The organism is Rhodococcus sp. AZ1, assembly GCF_054979605.1.
This window is the reverse complement of sequence record NZ_JBUEQF010000002.1, coordinates 391,449-409,261: the sequence shown is the minus strand read 5'-3', so window position 1 is coordinate 409,261 and position 17,813 is coordinate 391,449. Positions and strand designations below refer to the sequence as shown.

Genomic DNA, 17,813 nt, shown 5'->3' with positions numbered 1-17,813 from the left:
GACGCGGGCGACTCTACGAAGCACCCGTGGCGGGAGTGTTACGTAGCTGTGACCGTTGCGAACCGGGCAGAATGACCGTGTGCAGGACAAACGAGCCACCGTCCTCGTCGTCGACGACGATCCCGACGTTCTGGCATCCATCGAACGCGGGCTGCGACTGTCCGGGTTCACGGTGCTGACCGCCGTCGACGGCGCGCAGGCCCTGACCGTCGTCGGCCAGGACGTTCCCGACGTGATCGTTCTCGACATGAACATGCCCGTGATCGACGGCAACGGGGTGGTGACCGCACTGCGGGCGAGCGGCAACGAGACCCCGGTGTGCGTGCTGAGCGCCCGCAGCTCCGTCGACGACCGAATTGCCGGCCTCGAATCCGGCGCCGACGACTACCTGACCAAACCCTTCGTCCTCGCCGAGCTGATCGCCCGGATCAACGCGATGCTGCGTCGTCGCGCGGCCACCGCCGCCGCCCCCACCGAACCCACCACCGCGCAGCTGCGGGTCGGCCCTCTGCTGGTCGACGCCGACGGTCACCGCGCCACGATCGGCGGACGTGAGCTGGAGCTGACCAAACGCGAGTTCGAACTGCTCACGGTGCTCGCCCGCAACGCCGGAGTGGTGCTCAGCCGCGAGCGGCTGCTCGACCTCGTGTGGGGATACGACTTCGTCGCCGACACCAACGTCGTCGACGTGTTCGTGGGCTACCTGCGTCGCAAGATGGAGTCCGACGGCACCGCGCGCCTGCTGCACACCGTGCGCGGCGTCGGCTTCGTGCTGCGGGTGAACTCGTGAGATCCGGCCGCAGGGGGTCGGCTCTCCTGCGGATGCGCCCGGTGTCACTGCGGGTGCGCCCGGTGTCGCTGCGGGTGCGGGTGGCTGCCGCGGCTGCGCTGGGCGCCCTGGTGATCGTCACGGCGATCGGGGTGTACGTGGCCCTCGCGATCTCGCGCAACAACCTCTTCCAACTCGACCGACGACTTGAGATCGCCTCGGAGGTCGTGGTGGCCCGCGCGCCGACCTTCGAGATGTTCCTGGGCAGCCTCTCCGAGTCCCGCGCCTTCGGGGTGACCATCCGCGATCAGAATCGAGTGCGCGCCACCACACGGCCGGAGATCCCCGAACTGCCGCTCGGGTCGGCCACCACCAACCTCGCGGGGGTGGACTTCCGCGTGTTCACCGCCGTGGTGCCGGACGACCCGACCGTGGTGGTCTCGATCGCCGTACCGCTGGCCGAGGCCCGCGACGTCAGCAGTTCCCAGCAACGGTCGGTGGTGCTCGGCGGCATCATCGCCGTCACCGCGGCCGCCGCGTTGGGCTGGGTGTTCGGTGGTCGAGCGGTCCGCCCACTGACCCGACTGACCCAGCAGGTGGGCGCACAACCTCCCGTCGCACCGAACACGGACACCGGTGTGCGTGAGGCCGACGAACTCGCCGCAGCCGTCGGTGGCATGCTCGAACGACTCTCCGAGGCCCGCAGCCGCACCGAGGCCGCCCTCGACACCGCCCGCGACTTCGCCGCCGTCTCGGCGCACGAGCTGCGCACCCCTCTGACCGCCATGCGCACCGACATCGAGGTGCTGCGCACGCTCGACCTCGACGACCGGCAGCGACAGGAGATCCTCGCCGACCTCGACCGCACTCAGGGGCGCGTCGAGGCCACTCTTTCGGCGCTGGAACGCCTGGCCTCGGGCGAGCTGAGCCGCGACGACGATCGCATCGCCACCGACCTCACCGACATCGCCGACATTGCTGCTCAGGACGCCGTGCGTCACTACCCGGACCTACGCGTACTGGTGGACGCGGATGGCCCCGTCGTCGCCCGGGTTCATCCCACCGGAGTGCGCCTGGCCCTGGACAACGCCCTCGCCAACGCCGTGCACCACGGCGGGGCCGACACCGCGACGATCGGGATCGCCGGCGACGGCACCGACGTGGTGATCACGGTGGACGACAACGGCTCCGGCGTACCCGAGGCCGACCGCACACGTGTTTTCGGGCGCTTCGAACGCGGCGCGAACGCCGCCACCAGAGGCTCCGGACTGGGCCTGGCCCTGGTAGCTCAGCAGGCCGAACTACACGGCGGCACAGCCCATTTCGAGGACAGCACAGGGGGCGGAGCCCGCCTGGTGCTGCACCTGCGCGGGGTCAGCGCGCGCTGAGGAGGTCGATCACGAAGACCAGGGTCTTGCCCGACAGCGGGTGACCCGACCCGGCCGGACCGTACGCCAGATGCGGCGGGATGGTCAGCTGGCGGCGTCCACCGACCTTCATGCCCGGAATGCCGTCCTGCCAGCCCTGGATCAGCCCCTGCAGCGGGAATGTGATCGACTCGCCCCGCCCCCACGACGAGTCGAACTCCTCGCCACTGTCGAACTCCACACCCACGTAGTGCACCTCGACCGTTCCACCGGGCACCGCCTCGGCCCCGTCGCCGACCGTGATGTCGGCGATGGTCAACTCGGTGGGGGCGGGACCGTCCTGGAACTCGATCTCGGGCTTGCTCACGTGGCTTCTCCTCCTGCTGTGCGTCGGTCGTGCGGATATCGACGACCGAACCGTCGGTGATCCTCGAACCCTATAGTTGGGCACCGACAGGGTCGGCGGGGGCACCGACAGGGTAGGCATGGCCACCGAGCAGGAGGACGACGGACGTGAGAATCGGGCTCGCCCAGATCTGCTCCACCCGCGACCCGGCGGCGAACCTCGCGCTCGTCGCGGCCGCCATCGCCGAGGCGGCGCAGCGAGGTGTGCGTCTGCTCGTCTTCCCCGAAGCCACGATGGCCAACTTCGCCGGACCCGTCGTCGACCTCGCCGAGCCCACCGACGGTCCCTGGGCCGACGCCGTCCGCGCACTGGTGCCCGACGGCATGACCGTCGTCGTCGGCATGTTCACCCCCGGCGACGACGGGCGCGTACGCAACACGCTGCTCGTGACCGGGGCGGGGGTGTCGGCGACCTACGACAAGATCCACCTTTTCGACGCGTTCGGATTCACCGAATCCGTCACCGTGGCACCGGGTTCGGAGCCGGTGGTGATCGATGTCGACGGCGTCGGCGTCGGACTCGCCACGTGTTACGACATCCGATTCCCGGGTCTGTTCACCGCCCTCGCGGACGCCGGAGCCCGGGTGATCGCGGTACCCGCCTCGTGGGGACGCGGGCCGGGCAAGGTCGATCAGTGGACCCTGCTTGCCCGAGCGCGCGCACTCGACTCCACGTGCATCATCGCCGCCTGCGACCAGGCCGACCCCGGGCCCGCTGCAGCCGGCTCGGCCCCGCTCGGCGTGGGTCACTCGATGATCGTCGGCCCCGACGGCACCGTCCTGGACTCATTGACCGACGCCCCGGGACTGCTGGTGCACGAGCTCGACCTCGCGACCGTCACCGCAACCCGCACCACCCTCCCCGTCCTCCTCAACCGCCGGTTCTGACCCACGGCAGACCGTACCCAATGTCACATTGGGTCATCTGGGATGACCCAATGTGACATTGGGTACGGAATCGAGGGCCATCGACGGCGGTCGGGGGCCTAGGTGGAGGGGTAGGGGCGCTCGGTGTGGCCGGTGTAGATCTGACGGGGGCGGCCGATCTTGGCGGTCGGGTCCTCGTGCATCTCGCGCCAGTGAGCGATCCAGCCGGGCAGGCGACCGAGGGCGAAGAGAACGGTGAACATGCGGGTCGGGAAGCCCATCGCCCGGTAGATCAGACCCGTGTAGAAGTCGACGTTCGGGTAGAGCTTGCGCTCGATGAAGTACTCGTCGGTCAGTGCTGCTTCCTCGAGCTGCATGGCGATGGTGAGCAGTTCGTCGTTGCTGCCGAGCTTGGAGAGGATGGTGTGTGCGGTCTTCTTCACGATCGCCGCGCGGGGGTCGTAGTTCTTGTAGACGCGGTGGCCGAAGCCCATGAGCTTGACCCCGTCCTCCTTGTTCTTGACCTTGCGGACGAAATCCTTGCCGTCGCCGCCGGCGGCCTTGATGCCGTCGAGCATCTCGAGGACCGCCTGGTTGGCGCCACCGTGCAGCGGCCCCCACAGGGCGTTGATGCCGCCGGAGATGGAGGTGAAGAGGTTGGCGTCCGACGACCCCACCAGACGCACGGTGGAGGTGGAGCAGTTCTGCTCGTGATCGGCGTGCAGGATCAGCAGCATGTCGAGTGCGGCGACCACCTCGGGGTCGGCCTCGTAGGGCTCGGCGGGCAGCCCGAAGGTCATGCGCAGGAAGTTCTCGACGTAGCTCTTGGAGTTGTCCGGGTACAGGAACGGCTGACCGACCGACTTCTTGTACGCATACGCCGCGATGGTGGGCAGCTTGGCCAGCAGTCGGATGGTGGACAGCTCCACCTGCGCGGGATCGAAGGGGTCCAGCGAATCCTGGTAGTACGCCGACAGTGCGTTGACCGCACTCGAGAGCACCGGCATGGGGTGCGCGTTGCGAGGGAAACCGTCGAAGAAGCGCTTGAGGTCCTCGTGCAGGAGGGTGTGGCGACGAATCTTGTCGGTGAACGCCTCGAGCTCGGCGGGCGAGGGCAGCTCGCCGTAGACGAGCAGGTAGCTGACTTCGATGAACGTCGACTTCTCCGCCAGCTGGTCGATGGGGTAGCCCCGGTACCGCAGGATGCCGGCGTCGCCGTCGATGTAGGTGATGGCCGACTTGGTGGATGCGGTGTTGACGAACCCGCCGTCGAGGGTGGTGTAGCCGGTCTCGGCGAGCAGCTTGCCGAGGTTGATGCCGTCGTTGCCCTCGGTGGCGGTCGAGATGGTCATCTCGAACTCGCCACCCGGGTAGGTGAGCTTGGCCTTGGGTGTCGAGTCGACGTTCTCAGCGGACACGAAGTGGTCCCTCTCGCGTTCAGGTGGCAGGCACGGCGTGAAACGAACTTCTCGCCTAGAAACTAGTCGCCTTCGAGCTCGCTCGCCCAGGGAGGGTCCGCGCCCGGTCTGGAGACGGTGATCGCAGCGGCGCGAGCGGCGAACTCGAGGGCCTGTCGCCACCGATCGGCGCCGAGGGTGGCCAGTTGTGCGCGCCCCAGCGACCCATCGCGCGACAAATCGTGCAGGAGAGCGCCGTGCACGGTATCGCCTGCACCGATGGTGTCCGCGACGGTGACCGGTGGCGACGCGAGGTCGACGCTCAGAGTGTCGGTCACCACCGAGAGCCCCTCACCCCCACGAGTGACGACGACGGCTGTGACCCCCGCCTCGATCCAGTCCCGCACGGCAACTTCCACCTCGCCGGAGGCCAGCCACTGCGCATCCTCCACCTCGCCGGAGGCGAGCCACTGCGCATCCTCGACGGAGACCTTGAGCACATCCACCGACGGCAGCCAGGTGCGGAACCGGGCGCGGTAGGCATCCGGATCGTCGATCGCTGCCGGGCGGATGTTCGGGTCGAGCATCGTGGTCACACCGAGCCCGTGCAGGTGTGCGAGCAGCTCGGAGTAGACGGTGGCGCCCGGTTCGAACAGCAGCGACAGGGTGCCGAACGAGGCCGCCACGAGATCACCGGGCAGCTCGGCAGGCGCGGTGACGAGGCGGTCGGCGGTGCCTCCGGCGTAGAAGGAGTACTCCGCTGCGCCATCGGGATCGAGCGAGGTCAGAGCCAGGGTGGTCGGCTGGTCACTGCGCTGCAGGATCGACGTGCGCACACCGGCGGCGTGCAGACTGCCCACCAGCTCCCGACCGAAGGCATCGGTGGAGATGCGGGAGAAGAACTCCACGTCGCCGCCGAGCCGCCCGAGCGCGACGGCCACGTTGAACGGTCCGCCACCGAGCCGCGGCGAGAGCAGGGGCCCGTCGTGACCGGCGACCGTCGTCGGCACCAGATCGACCAGGCCCTCCCCACACACAAGGATCGTCACGACGAGATACCCCAGCTCCCGCGCCACGTCCGACCCGGCGCGAGCACCACGCGCCCGATACCGGTGTTGAGAGAATCGGCCGGTCCGGTCATCGGTTCCACGGCCAGCGCACGGCCGCGATCCGGGTACCCCTGATCGTTGACGGGATCGGCGATGAACACCTGCACCCACGGGAAGGCGTCGTCTGTCCACAGCACGGTCGGCGGTCCGTCGGGCGGGGTCAGCACGGTCCGCGCGACGGCCGCGTTCGAGGTTCCTGCGCCCGACTGCAGGCCGCCCAGGGGGGTGTCGAGCTGGGCACCGGCCAGCGAGCGGGCCGAGGTGAAGTCGAGGTCGGTGCCGATCACCGACACGGGGTCGCCGACGGGGATGAGCCGCACGGGATCCAGCGGCACGGTGAGCGTGGCGGGAACGGTGAGCGTGCAGGTGTCGAGCGGGGCGTCGCCGGCGCGCAGGAACGTGTGCACCCCGAGCGCGAAGGGCGCGTCGACGTCACCGAGGTTGGTGGCGGTGTGGACGGCGACGAGCCCGTCGGGTGTGAGTTCGTGCACCACGCCCAACCGCAGTGGGTACGGCCATCCCGGCTCGCCGCCGATGTCGATGGACTGCTCGACGCGATGCGAGCTGTGCTCGATCAGCGTCCAGTCGCGCCGCCGGACCAGACCGTGACTGGCGTTCGACCGGGAGGGCTCGGTGATCTCGAGTTGGTGCTCGACACCACCGAAGTTGTAGCGGCCGTCGCGAATTCGATTGGGCCACGGCGCCAGAACCAGTCCGGCTGCCAGCGGCGGCCGGGTGCCCACGGGCCAGGTCTCGGTGAGAGCTCGCCCGGAGCGTTCGAGTACCCGCAGGCCTGCACCGGTGGCGGAGATGTCGGCGCGGTAGTCGCCGAACTCGATCTCATACGACCCCGTCATGTGATGGAGGTTACCGTCCGACGCCCCCGGCCCCGATCGACTCCGGCCGCCCGGCACCGCTTTCTTGCTACGTTCGACAGGTGACGCTCGCTGTACCGAACAAGGCTGTTCCCGCGCTCGACGCCGTGCCGCCTCCACGTTCGCGCTGGTTCAACCGAACGGTTCTCGACATCGTCGTCGTGGTTGCCGCACTCGTGGTCTTCAACATCACCGCCAACTTCGCCCCCACCCCGCTCGCGGTCGCCGCGGTTCCGATGGGCGCCCTGATCCTGCTGGCCTTCGCGCGCTGGCGCGGACTGCACTGGAGCGATCTGGGTCTGAGCCACCTCGGCCGGGGCGCCAAACACGGCGCCGCCGCGGCCGCGGTGACGCTGCTGGTGGTGGCCATCGCGGCGTCGATCCCCTTCACCCAGAGCGCGTTCCTCAACGAGCGTTACGGGGTGAACGTCGGGGCCACCCTGTTCGCCGCGCTGGTGATCATCCCGCTCCAGACCGTGGTTCCCGAGGAACTCGCCTTCCGCGGCGTACTGCACGCCAAGCTGTCGCGGCGGTTCGGCATTCGCGGCGTAGCGATCGTGGGATCGGTGCTGTTCGGGCTGTGGCACGTGGCGTCGTCGCTGGGGTTGACCTCCGGCAACGCCGGCTTCTCGAGCGTGCTCGGCAGCGGTGCGTTCGGGCAGATCGTCGGGATCTGCGGTGCCGTCGCCGGAACCACACTCGCCGGGTTCGTCTTCACCTGGCTGCGACACCGCGGCCGCAGCATCCTCGCCCCCATCGGCCTGCACTGGGCCCTCAACGGGGCCGGCGCACTGGCCGCCCTCGCGGTATGGCACCTGACCGTGCACTGACGGCCACAACCACCAGGCGCTCTACGACTCGACGGGCCGCAGTCGGTACCGCGTGAAGGCCGGGAAGGCCAACGCGGCGGCCAGCACCAACACGATCACCAGAACCCCACCGCCGGCCGCGGCTGCGGCGGTTCCCACCGCGGCCGCCGCAGCACCGTGAGCCACATCGCCCAGACGCGGACCGCCGGCGACGACCACGGTGAACACCCCCTGCAGGCGTCCCCGCATCTCGTCGGTGGCGACGGTCTGGAGCATCGAACTGCGGAAGGCCGCGGAAACCATGTCCGCCGCACCGCCGATCGCCAGGAACGCCAGGGCCGCGTACAGGGCCCACGACGCGCGCCCGACCACGGCGACCGCGACACAGATCCCGAACCCGGTCATCGCCGCGCCCCACACGGCGATGGCTGCGATCACCGCCGCACCCTGCCGCTGAACACGCGGGAGCCAGCCCGAGAACACGCCACCGAGCACCGCCCCGGCGGCCAGCGCGGCGAACAGCATCCCGAGGATCGGTCCGCCGTCGAGCGGGTCGCCGAACGTCTCGTGCGCGATCTGCGGGAACAGTGCGCGCGGCATGCCGAAGACCATGGCGATGATGTCGACGACGAACGACGCCAGCAGCACCTTCTGAGTGGCGAGGTAGACGAACCCGTCCAGAACATCGCGCAGGCTCGCCCGTCGCGTCTGCCCGGCAGGGGGCATGGCCGGGAGCGCATACACCGCCCACAGCGTCGCGAGCAGGAACACCGTGTCCAGCAGGTAGAGCGTGGACAGACCCAGCGGCTTGATCAGCACTCCCGCCAGCAGCGGACCGGCGATGGCCCCGATGTTGAACACGGTCATGTTGAGCGAGTTCGCCGCCGGGAGCTGTTGCGGCGGGAGAAGTCTGGGAATGATGGCGTTACGGGTGGGCGAGTTGACGGCGAAGAACGCCTGCTGCAGCGACAGCAGCGCGAGCACCACCCACACGTTGTTCAGGCCGGCGAAGGCTTGAGCCCACAGCAGCAGTGACGTCGATCCGATGCCCGACGTGCTGATCAGCAACAGCGTGCGACGGTCCATCACATCGGCCAGCGCACCGCCGTAGAGTCCGAAGACGATGAGCGGGACGAGCGCGAACACACCGGCCAGACCGACATAGGCCGAACTCTGGGTGATCGCGTAGATCTGTTGCGGCACAGCGACGATGCTCAACTGAGCGCCGATCACCGTGACGATGCCGGACACCCAGAGACGCCGGAAGGCCAGGTTCTGGAGCGGGGTGGTGTCCGCGAGAATGCGGGGGCTCACGGCTGCAGGCGAATCAGGGTTCGGGACCCGTCGGCTGCGATGTCCACCCGTATCCGGTTGTGCAGCCGGTTCTGCCAACCCTGCCAGAACTCCACCGACATCGGCTCGATCCGCAGGCCACCCCAGTGTGGTGGCACCGGGATCGGCTGACCGTCGAACCGCGCCGTGACCTCGGCCAGCTGCCGTTCCAGCTGCGCGCGGTCGGCAAGGACCTGCGACTGAGCCGACGCCCACGCGCCGAGCTGCGATCCACGCGGGCGCGTGTCCCAATACTGCTGCGTCACCGCCGGATCGACGCGCACCACCCGGCCTCGAAAGGTCACCTGACGTTCGATCCCGATCCACGGGAACGTCGCCGACGCGACAGGTCGCGCCGCCAGGTCCTGCCCCTTGGCCGAGCCGTAGTTGGTGTAGAACGTCACCCCGCCGGTGTCGAGGCCCTTGCACAGCACCGTGCGGGTGGCAGGGACCCCGGCGCCGTCGACGGTGGCGAGCACCATCGCGTTCGGTTCCGGGATCCTCGCCGCCACCGCGTGCGCCAGCCAGGAACGCATCACCGGCAGCCAGCCGTCGGAGAGGTCGTCGAGATCGAGGCTCGGGATGTCGGCGACGCGGTCGCCACCGTAGCTCTCGCGCATGTGCGCCAGGCTCGGGAGCTCGGCGGCGTCCCGCTCGCCGGAACCGGGCACATCGGGACTGTTCGTGGGCGTCACGACCCTCGACGCTACTCTCGAGTATCCGCCGACGGTTCGCACCGGGGACGGGACTAACGTGTGGGCCGCAGGACTGGGGTCCGATCAGCGAGGAGTGTCATGTCCGATCAGAAGGTGCCCGACGGGTTCGTCGGTGGTCTCGAGGGCGTCGTGGCGTTCACCACCGACATCGCCGAGCCGGACAAGGACGGCGGCGCTCTGCGCTACCGCGGCGTCGACATCGAGGACCTCGTCGCCAAGGGCGTGACCTTCGGCAGCGTGTGGGCTCTACTCGTCGACGGCCGTTTCGGCCCCGGGCTGCCGCCCGCCGAGCCGTTCCCGCTACCCATCCACACCGGCGACGTACGCGTGGACGTGCAGGCCGGCCTGGCGATGCTCGCTCCGATCTGGGGATACGAGCCGCTGCTCGACATCGACGACGACACCGCGCGCGAACAACTCGCGCGTGCCTCGGTGATGGCCCTGTCCTACGTCGCGCAGTCTGCTCGCGGCATCTACCAGCCGGCTATCCCGCAGAAGAAGATCGACGAATGCTCCACCGTCACAGCACGTTTCATGACTCGATGGAAGGGCGACCCGGACCCGGCGCACATCGAGGCCATCGACGCCTACTGGGTCTCCGCCGCCGAGCACGGTCTCAACGCCTCCACCTTCACCGCGCGAGTGATCGCATCGACCGGCGCGGATGTGGCGGCCGCGCTCTCCGGCGCCATCGGCGCGATGTCCGGGCCGCTGCACGGAGGAGCACCGGCGCGTGTACTGCCGATGATCGAGGAGGTCGAGCGCACCGGAGACGCGCGGGCCCTGGTGCGCGGCATCCTCGACCGCAAGGAGAAGCTGATGGGCTTCGGGCACCGGGTGTACCGCGCCGAGGACCCGCGCGCCCGCGTGCTCCGTGCCACCGCCGCACGCCTGAACGCCCCCCGCTACGAGGTCGCCGCCGCACTCGAGCAGGCCGCGCTCGCGGAGTTGCGTGAGCGTCGCCCCGACCGCGCCATCGAGACCAACGTGGAGTTCTGGGCGGCGGTGATCCTGGACTTCGCGGAGGTCCCCGCGCACATGATGCCCGCCATGTTCACCTGCGGGCGCACCGCCGGGTGGTGCGCGCACATCATGGAGCAGAAGCGCCTGGGCAAGCTGGTACGCCCGGCGGCGATCTACACCGGGCCCGCTCCCCGCAGCCCCGAATCGGTGGAGGGCTGGGCCACCATCGCCTGAGGCGCGCCCTCCGTCCTCGTACCCGGCCCCCGCGCGCCCAATTGCTGGGCGCGCGCGCAATCAGGGGTGCGTGCGACGAGCCGGGGTGCGCCCACGAACGGTGGTGGGGGCGGGCATCGTGCCGGCGATGGTGAAGGCCCGCCGCAGCCGCTCGAGTTCGTGCCGGCGGGCAGTGCCCGCCCCGACGCCGAGCACCCCGAGAACCCCCACTGTAAGGGGCCGGATCGGGCATCCACAGGACTGTTCTGGCACGCGCACCTGCCGGGTGCGCGCCCAATAGTGCGCGCGCTCGGCAACTCGGGGTGCGCGGGGATCGGGGGCAGGCCCCCGACTACCCTTGGGTTTCGCCCCCTCCCCACAGCGAAGGACGCTCATGGCCGACACCGTCACCATTCCCGCCGACCTCAAGCCGAGCGACGGCCGATTCGGGTGCGGGCCGTCGAAGGTGCGGCCCGAGCAGCTGGCGCACCTGGTGGACGTGGGTGCGAGCGTGTTCGGCACCAGCCACCGCCAGAAGCCGGTCAAGGACGTGGTGGGTCGAGTGCGCTCCGGTCTGCGCGAGCTGTTCTCCGTTCCCGACGGCTACGAGGTGGTGCTCGGCAACGGCGGGTCCACTGCCTTCTGGGACGCCGCCGCGTTCGGGTTGATCCGCGAGAAGTCGCTGCACCTGACCAACGGCGAGTTCAGCTCCAAGTTCGCCTCGGTGGCCAAGGCCAACCCGTTCGTCGGCGAGCCGATCGTGATCTCCGCCGACCCGGGCAGCGCACCCGAGCCGACCTCCGACCCCTCCGCCGACCTGATCGGGTGGGCGCACAACGAGACCTCGACGGGCGTGGCCATCGCGGTGCAGCGGCCGACCGGTTCCGAGCACGCTCTCATCGCCATCGACGCCACCTCGGGCGCGGGTGGTCTGCCGGTGAACGTCGCCGACGCCGACGTCTACTACTTCGCGCCGCAGAAGTGCTTCGCTGCCGACGGCGGGTTGTGGGTGGCTCTGATGAGCCCCGCGGCGCTGGCGCGAGTGGACGAGATCGCGTCGTCGGGTCGGTGGGTGCCGGACTTCCTGTCGCTGCCCATCGCCATCGACAACAGCACCAAGGACCAGACGTACAACACCCCGGCGCTGGCGACACTGCTGCTCTTCGCCGACCAGATCGAGTGGATCAACGGCCAGGGTGGGCTGGACTGGGCCACCGCGCGCACCGCGGACTCGTCGTCGCGTCTGTACGAGTGGGCGGAGCGCTCGGAGTACGCCACACCGTTCGTCGCCGATCCGAAGAACCGCTCACAGGTGGTCGGGACCATCGACTTCAGCGACGAGGTCGACGCCGCGGCGGTGGCGAAGACATTGCGCGCCAACGGCATCGTCGACACCGAGCCGTACCGCAAGCTCGGCCGCAACCAGCTCCGCATCGGGATGTTCCCGGCCATCGAGCCCGACGACGTCTCAGCGCTCACCGCCTGCATCGACCACGTGGTGACCGCGCTCGCCTGAGCGCAGCACGCGGCAGCGTGTCTCACCCCGTTCCGGCAGGTCGGTGCTCTAGAGTCGGTCTCGGCCCTGTGGAATCGCGCTCACGCGTCGACGGGGCACCGGATCCGGGAGGAGGGATCGTGCGCGACATCCACGTGGTCGGCCTGACACCGGATGCCTCGCATGTGATCTGCACCGATTCGTCCGGGCAGCGGTTCAGGATTGCAGCCGACGAGACACTGCGCGCCGCTGCGCGCGGTGACACCACGCGGCTCGGACAGATCGAGATCGAAATGGACATGTCGATCCGCCCCCGCGAGATCCAGTCGCGCATTCGCGCGGGAGCGTCCGTGGCGCAGGTGGCCAAGGAATCGTCGATGCCGTACGAGAAGATCGAGCGGTACGCCTACCCGGTTCTGCTCGAACGCACCAGGGCCGCCGAACTCGCCCAACTCGGACACCCCGTCCGCGCCGACGGGCCCGCCGTGCTCACCCTCGCCGAGATCGTCGCGCTGGCCTTCCGCGGCCGGGGACACTCGATGGACGGCGTGGACTGGGACGCGTGGAAGGACGACGACGGTCACTGGGTGGTGCAGTTGCACTGGCAGGCCGGCAGAACCGCGAACGCCGCCCACTGGCGCTTCACCCCGGATGCGCACGGCGGCAGCATCGAGGCGCTCGACGAAGCGGCGCGTGAACTCATCGACCCCGATTTCGGCCGCCAACTTCGGCCCGTGGGAGCCCACGATCCGGCTCCGTCCCAACAGACCCTCGACGACTACTACGGCGTCGACTCCTCCTCAGCCGAAGAACCTGCTCCGACGCACGACGCGCGACCGGCACAGCCGAATCCGGGCACCAAGGGCAAGCGCGGTAAGCCCGCGATGCCATCATGGGAGGACGTGCTGCTCGGCGTTCGTGGCAACGGGCGCTAGATTCTCCAGAGGGAGAACGCAGTAGCCGTCGGGGTCTTTCGCGGACGGTCCGGACGAGAGGAGCATCGCCGTGGGGATCGGGTCAGCATCGATCTGGTACGTCGACGTGCCCGACGCGTCGGCGGTCCTGCGCAGCGGTGAGCCGTCCGACCCCGCCGCTGCCGAGGCCCTGACCCGTCGGCTGTTCCCCGGCCTCGAACCCGTCCCGATGGGCACGGCGCCCGTCACGTCGTTCACCCTCTCCACCGATCCCGCGCGGGTGCTCGTGGGCTGCTACCCCGGAGTGACCGTGGTGTGCACCAGCGACGCAGCGGTGCTGACCCCGTCGACCATCGACGAGAAGTGGATCCGCCCTCTCGCGTCCGAGCACACCTACCTGATCGCGGCCGAGAACGCCCACGCGTGGGGCGCGTTCGCGGAATGGGAGCGCGGGATCCTGCGGCGCTCGTTCAGCGCGAGCCTGGCCTACATCCACGAGAACGAGGGGCTGCCCCGCACGTGGGAGCGGCCCTACTGGGCCGGTGAGCACCCGATCGCCTTCCCCGACGGGGCACTGCCCGATCCTCAGGCCCTGCCGTTCCACCCCCAGCAGTTCGCCGACGCCGCGAGCGCACAGTGGTTGGGCACCACCGTCATCGGCGGCCCGATGGGCGAGCTGATCGACCCGAACACCGTGATGGTCTCGGACTTCGTCCTCCGGGACCCGGCGTCCGTGCCCGTCGCCGAGCAGCCCGCTGCGAGCGCGCCGCGCAAGTCCTTCTTCGGCAAGTTCAAGCGCGCAGCGTCCTGAGCGCAAGCACTCACAGTGCGGCGATCACGGTCATCGCGAGGCCGACCAACGCGCCCACCGCAACCCCGCGAATCAGCCAGCGCCACACCGGCCGACGTCGTCGTCGAAGCAGGGTGGGTGCGGCGCCACCGATCATCACGATCAGCAGGGCCACGGCGAACACCGGGTTGATGCGGACCAGTTCCACGCCGAGAGAACCCACCGCTGCCGCGGTCAGTACCGCGAGGAGCGCGAGTGCGACGATTCCGATGCCCCACGGGGTCTGCTCAGCCCGCACCGCGCACCCGTTCGTAGAAGGCCATCGCCGCGGCCGTGGCGACGTTGAGCGAATCGGTACCCGGCGCCATGGGGATGCGGGCTCGAACGTCGGTGGCGCGCATGGCATGTTCGGTCAGACCCGGACCCTCGGCACCGAGGAGCACCGCCACCCGCTCGCCGGTCATGGCCGTCGCCAGTGGCACGGCCGCGGGGTCGGGGGTGAGCGAGATCAGCTGGAAGTTGCTCTCTCGCAGCGCAGCGAGCCCGCGGGGCCAGTCCGGAACGGTGGCGAACGGCACCCGCAGTACGTGCCCCATCGACACTCGCACCGCGCGCCGGTAGAGCGGGTCGGCGCATCCGGCACCGAAGAGCACGGCGTCCACGCCGAGGCCCGCCGCGTTGCGGAACATCGATCCGAGATTCTCGTGGTCGTTGACCCCCTCGAGGACCGCCACGGTGCGGGCGCCGTCGAGGGCCTCGGACAACTCGATCGGATCGGGTCGCGCCGCGGCGGCCAGCACACCACGGTTGAGGTGGAAACCCACCACCTCGGCCATGACGTCCGCCGTGGTGCGGTAGAAGGGAACGTCGACGTGGGCGAGATCGGCGTCGAGTTCACGTAGTCGACGATCGACACCCAGCAGGGACAGGGTGCGAAACCGCGATGTCACCAGGCGCTGAACCACCAGGACACCCTCGGCGATCACCAGCCCCTTGCCGCCGGGAAGGTCGGGGCGACGGTCCGAGGAGTTCAGGTGACGGAAGTCGTCGAGCGCGCGATCCTGCGGATCGGAGATATCGACGACGTGCACCACCGCACCATCCTCGCAGCCCTGCTCCGCCCCCGCGGAACCCGGCCGTGTGTGACGGGAACTGCCCACTGTGTCAGGCTCGTGAGGATGACCGACACCGAACACACTCATCGCGCCGCGACCGAACACACTCATCGCGCCGCGACCGAACACACTCATCGCGCCGCGACCGAACACACTCATCGCGCCGCGACCGAACACACTCATCGCGCCGCGACGGGTCACACCGCTCCGATCGGCCTCCGACCGGCCACCGACGACGACTGGGACGCGATCGCGCTCCTCGACGCCCAGGCGTTCGGTATCTCCCACATCGAGGAGGAGATCGCCGAGACGCGGCGGTTGACCTCGAACGAGAACGTCGTGCTGGCGTGCGACGACGACCGACCCATCGGTGTCACGATGCACTTCCCCATGACCGTGACCGTGCCCGGCGGCGCGGGCCTCGCGGCGACGGGCGTGTCGTGGGTGTCGGTTGCGCCCACCCACCGCCGTCGTGGGGTGCTGCGGTCGATGTTCACTCGGCAGCATCAGCAGTTCGAGGCTGCAGGTGCGCCCCTGTCGGTGCTGACCGCGAGCGAGGCGACCATCTACGAGCGGTTCGGCTACGGCCCGGCGACGACCGAGATGTCGGCGGTTCTCGATCGACGCCGAAGCGCGCTGCGCTCGCACATCCCCGACGAGGGCGGTGTGGCCCTCGTCGACGGCACCACTGCACGCGCGGTGCTGCCGGGCATCTATCAACGGTGGCACCGGATCACAGCCGGCGCCCAGGCCATGCCGGAGCCGCGGTGGGAGCGCACGTTCGCCGACCGCGAGAACCGACGCAACGGGTTGGGACCGCTGTTCTACGCCGTGCACGAGGACGGGTACGCGCTCTTTCGCCGGGGGTCGCGCGACGGGCGACGCATCGCGCGCGTCGAGCACTTCGTCGCGGTCACCGACTCGGCCCGAGCTGCACTGTGGCGGGTGCTGTGCAGCCTGGACCTGGTCGACGACATCGAGGCCACCCTGGTGCCCGAGGATCCGCTGACGGCTCTGCTGGCAGATCGACGCGCCGCCAGGGTGACGGGCAGTTCGGACGGGATGTGGGTGCGGCTGATGGACGTCGCGGCGGCGCTGAACGCACGCACCTACTCGACGGACCTCGATCTGGTTCTGCGCGTCGACGATCCGTTCCTGAGCGCCGGTGGACTGTTCCATCTGCAGGTACGCGACGGGCAGGGTCGGGCCACCCGGGTCGAGGATTCGGCGAGGTCGGCCGATCTCACGCTGCCACTGCCGGTTCTGAGCAGCATCTACCTCGGCGGACACCGTCTGACACCGTACGTCGCGGCCGGAATGGTCACGGCCTCGTCCCCGACGGCGATCAGGGCTCTGGATCTGGCGTTCGCGACCGATCAGCCGCCGCAGATGGGCTGGTTCTTCTGATGCTCTCGCGCCCCATCCGCAGCGCGCGGGCGGCGCAGACGCCGGCCAGGAGCGCCACCAGGCCACCGATCACCAGGGGGGCGCGGGGATCGATGAGGTCGGCGAGCTTGCCCAGCAGCGGACTCCCGATCGGTGTTCCACCCAGGAAGCACAGCATGTAGATCCCCATCACCCGACCACGCATCTCGGGCGGCACCGACGCCTGCAGGATGGTCATGGCCGAGGTGGTGAAGGTCAATTGCGCTGCGCCGGTAGGGATCAGGAGCACTGCCGCGAGCACGAACGTCGGCATCACGCCGGTGAGCATGGACAGCACACCGAACACCAGGGCGGACCCGACGAACAGCCGGATCGCCTGCCGCTGACCGTCGAGAGCTGCGGAGGCGTCGACCGCGGCGGATCCGCGTCGCGCGGCGAGTGTGGCGCCGATGAGCGTTCCCACCGCCAGGACCGTCGAGAGCAACCCGTAGGCGTCGGCGCCCTTGCCGAACGCGTTGCGCGCGAGCACCGACAGACTGAGAGGAAAGTTGATGCCGAAGGTGGAGACCGCGAAAACCGTTGCCAGCAGCACGATCAGGTCACGGCGGCCGGCGACGTACCGGAAGCCTTCGCGTATCTGCCCTTTGGCGCGGGGGGCCCGCGGACCGCGGTAGAGATCGCCCGGCCGCATCATCGCCAGCGCTGCGAACACCGCGGCGAACGACGCCGCGTTGACCAGGAACACCCACCCGGTCCCGACGGCGGTGATCATCACGCCCGCGATGGCCGGCCCGACCACCCGGGCGGTGTTGAAGGTCATCGAGTTCAGCCCGATGGCGTTGGACAGCCGCTCGGGTCCGACCATCTCGATGGTGAACGACTGCCGTACCGGCGCGTCGATCGCCGACGAGCACCCCAGGGCGAGCGCGAGCAGGTACACCTGCCACAGAGAGACCATGTTGCCCACGTCGAGAAGGCCCAGAACGAGCCCGAACACCGCCGCGGCGGCCTGCGTGAGCATGAGGATCCGACGCTTGTCGTAGCGGTCGGCCAGTACGCCGCCCCACACCGAGAGCACCAGCGTCGGCCCGAACTGCAATGCCATCACCACGCCGACGGCGAACCCGTTGCCGCCGGAGAGAGTCAGCACCAGCCAGTCCTGGGCGACGCGCTGCATCCAGGTTCCGACGAGCGAGACGATCTGCCCGGAGGCCCAGAGGCGGTAGTTGCGGGTGCGCAGCGCGGAGAACAGGCCGGAGCCCGCTGTCGGTCGCTGCGTCGATGTCACAAA

The 17,813-nt window shown here is 69.5% G+C and carries 19 protein-coding genes; 9 read left to right on the top strand and 10 right to left on the bottom strand.

The window, feature by feature from the left end; genetic code table 11:
- The first annotated feature begins 79 nt into the window (after positions 1–79).
- Together ACY48E_RS04300 and ACY48E_RS04295 are read left to right on the top strand one after the other, a co-directional pair.
- Positions 80–790, top strand: coding sequence for a response regulator transcription factor (locus ACY48E_RS04300; protein WP_462870855.1), 711 nt, complete (start codon positions 80–82; stop codon positions 788–790).
- Positions 787–2,157 carry a HAMP domain-containing sensor histidine kinase gene (locus ACY48E_RS04295; protein ID WP_462870854.1) on the top strand — a complete coding sequence of 457 codons (1,371 nt, stop codon included), beginning with the start codon at positions 787–789 and terminating at the stop codon, positions 2,155–2,157. Before ACY48E_RS04300 ends, ACY48E_RS04295 begins: the two co-directional genes overlap by 4 nt.
- On the opposite strand, the gene ACY48E_RS04290 is transcribed toward ACY48E_RS04295, so the two are convergent.
- Positions 2,144–2,503, bottom strand: coding sequence for an FKBP-type peptidyl-prolyl cis-trans isomerase (locus ACY48E_RS04290; protein ID WP_462870853.1), 360 nt, complete (start codon positions 2,501–2,503; stop codon positions 2,144–2,146). The two genes, ACY48E_RS04295 and ACY48E_RS04290, sit on opposite strands and share 14 nt — an antisense overlap.
- 146 nt (positions 2,504–2,649) lie before the next feature.
- Here ACY48E_RS04290 and ACY48E_RS04285 point away from each other — a divergent pair, with 146 nt between their 5' ends.
- Positions 2,650–3,429 (top strand): carbon-nitrogen hydrolase family protein, encoded by a 780-nt coding sequence (locus tag ACY48E_RS04285; protein ID WP_462870852.1) that lies wholly within the window; start codon positions 2,650–2,652, stop codon positions 3,427–3,429.
- 98 nt (positions 3,430–3,527) lie between these two features.
- Here ACY48E_RS04285 and ACY48E_RS04280 read toward each other — a convergent pair whose 3' ends face one another.
- The 3 genes from ACY48E_RS04280 to ACY48E_RS04270 all read right to left on the bottom strand — a co-directional run bounded on the left by ACY48E_RS04280 (position 3,528) and on the right by ACY48E_RS04270 (position 6,771).
- Positions 3,528–4,826 (bottom strand): citrate synthase, encoded by a 1,299-nt coding sequence (locus ACY48E_RS04280; RefSeq protein ID WP_462870851.1) that lies wholly within the window; start codon positions 4,824–4,826, stop codon positions 3,528–3,530.
- Between the two features lie 62 nt (positions 4,827–4,888).
- Positions 4,889–5,854, bottom strand: coding sequence for a carbohydrate kinase family protein (locus tag ACY48E_RS04275; protein WP_462870850.1), 966 nt, complete (start codon positions 5,852–5,854; stop codon positions 4,889–4,891).
- A complete protein-coding gene (locus tag ACY48E_RS04270; protein ID WP_462870849.1) occupies positions 5,851–6,771 on the bottom strand; it encodes an aldose 1-epimerase family protein in 921 nt (306 codons plus the stop codon). The genes ACY48E_RS04275 and ACY48E_RS04270 overlap by 4 nt, the downstream gene beginning before the upstream one ends.
- Before the next feature lie 80 nt (positions 6,772–6,851).
- Here ACY48E_RS04270 and ACY48E_RS04265 point away from each other — a divergent pair, with 80 nt between their 5' ends.
- Complete coding sequence (locus ACY48E_RS04265) at positions 6,852–7,619, top strand: lysostaphin resistance A-like protein (protein WP_462870848.1); 768 nt, start codon at positions 6,852–6,854, stop codon at positions 7,617–7,619.
- A gap of 21 nt (positions 7,620–7,640) precedes the next feature.
- Here ACY48E_RS04265 and ACY48E_RS04260 read toward each other — a convergent pair whose 3' ends face one another.
- Together ACY48E_RS04260 and pdxH are read right to left on the bottom strand one after the other, a co-directional pair.
- On the bottom strand, positions 7,641–8,912 hold the full coding sequence (locus tag ACY48E_RS04260; RefSeq protein WP_462870847.1) for an MFS transporter: 1,272 nt from the start codon (positions 8,910–8,912) through the stop codon (positions 7,641–7,643).
- Positions 8,909–9,550: a pyridoxamine 5'-phosphate oxidase gene (gene pdxH, locus ACY48E_RS04255; RefSeq protein WP_462870900.1), complete on the bottom strand. Its 642-nt coding sequence runs from the start codon at positions 9,548–9,550 to the stop codon at positions 8,909–8,911. Before pdxH ends, ACY48E_RS04260 begins: the two co-directional genes overlap by 4 nt.
- Before the next feature lie 174 nt (positions 9,551–9,724).
- Here pdxH and ACY48E_RS04250 point away from each other — a divergent pair, with 174 nt between their 5' ends.
- Positions 9,725–10,843, top strand: coding sequence for a citrate synthase 2 (locus tag ACY48E_RS04250; RefSeq protein WP_462870846.1), 1,119 nt, complete (start codon positions 9,725–9,727; stop codon positions 10,841–10,843).
- A gap of 60 nt (positions 10,844–10,903) precedes the next feature.
- Here the strand turns inward: ACY48E_RS04250 and ACY48E_RS04245 are convergent, their stop codons facing one another.
- Positions 10,904–11,038, bottom strand: a complete 135-nt coding sequence (locus ACY48E_RS04245) for a hypothetical protein (protein ID WP_462870845.1) — start codon at positions 11,036–11,038, stop codon at positions 10,904–10,906.
- A gap of 178 nt (positions 11,039–11,216) precedes the next feature.
- Between ACY48E_RS04245 and serC the strand changes: the two genes are divergently transcribed.
- From serC to ACY48E_RS04230, 3 genes are all read left to right on the top strand, one after another.
- The gene (gene serC / locus ACY48E_RS04240; RefSeq protein ID WP_462870844.1) at positions 11,217–12,338 is read left to right on the top strand and encodes a phosphoserine transaminase; all 1,122 of its coding nucleotides are present in this window, start codon (positions 11,217–11,219) and stop codon (positions 12,336–12,338) included.
- Positions 12,339–12,457: 119 nt separating this feature from the next.
- A complete protein-coding gene (gene sepH, locus ACY48E_RS04235) occupies positions 12,458–13,252 on the top strand; it encodes a septation protein SepH (protein WP_462870843.1) in 795 nt (264 codons plus the stop codon).
- 70 nt (positions 13,253–13,322) lie between these two features.
- Positions 13,323–14,042, top strand: coding sequence for a DUF6928 family protein (locus ACY48E_RS04230; RefSeq protein ID WP_462870842.1), 720 nt, complete (start codon positions 13,323–13,325; stop codon positions 14,040–14,042).
- A gap of 10 nt (positions 14,043–14,052) precedes the next feature.
- On the opposite strand, the gene ACY48E_RS04225 is transcribed toward ACY48E_RS04230, so the two are convergent.
- Positions 14,053–14,319 (bottom strand): DUF2537 domain-containing protein, encoded by a 267-nt coding sequence (locus ACY48E_RS04225; protein ID WP_462870841.1) that lies wholly within the window; start codon positions 14,317–14,319, stop codon positions 14,053–14,055.
- Positions 14,309–15,115 (bottom strand): TrmH family RNA methyltransferase, encoded by an 807-nt coding sequence (locus ACY48E_RS04220; protein ID WP_462870840.1) that lies wholly within the window; start codon positions 15,113–15,115, stop codon positions 14,309–14,311. Before ACY48E_RS04220 ends, ACY48E_RS04225 begins: the two co-directional genes overlap by 11 nt.
- Positions 15,116–15,199: 84 nt before the next feature.
- On the opposite strand from ACY48E_RS04220, the gene ACY48E_RS04215 reads away from it, so the two are divergent.
- Positions 15,200–16,543 carry a GNAT family N-acetyltransferase gene (locus tag ACY48E_RS04215; RefSeq protein ID WP_462870839.1) on the top strand — a complete coding sequence of 448 codons (1,344 nt, stop codon included), beginning with the start codon at positions 15,200–15,202 and terminating at the stop codon, positions 16,541–16,543.
- Here ACY48E_RS04215 and ACY48E_RS04210 read toward each other — a convergent pair.
- The gene (locus ACY48E_RS04210) at positions 16,482–17,810 is read right to left on the bottom strand and encodes an MFS transporter (protein ID WP_462870838.1); all 1,329 of its coding nucleotides are present in this window, start codon (positions 17,808–17,810) and stop codon (positions 16,482–16,484) included. The two genes, ACY48E_RS04215 and ACY48E_RS04210, sit on opposite strands and share 62 nt — an antisense overlap.
- Between the last annotated feature and the right edge of the window lie 3 nt (positions 17,811–17,813).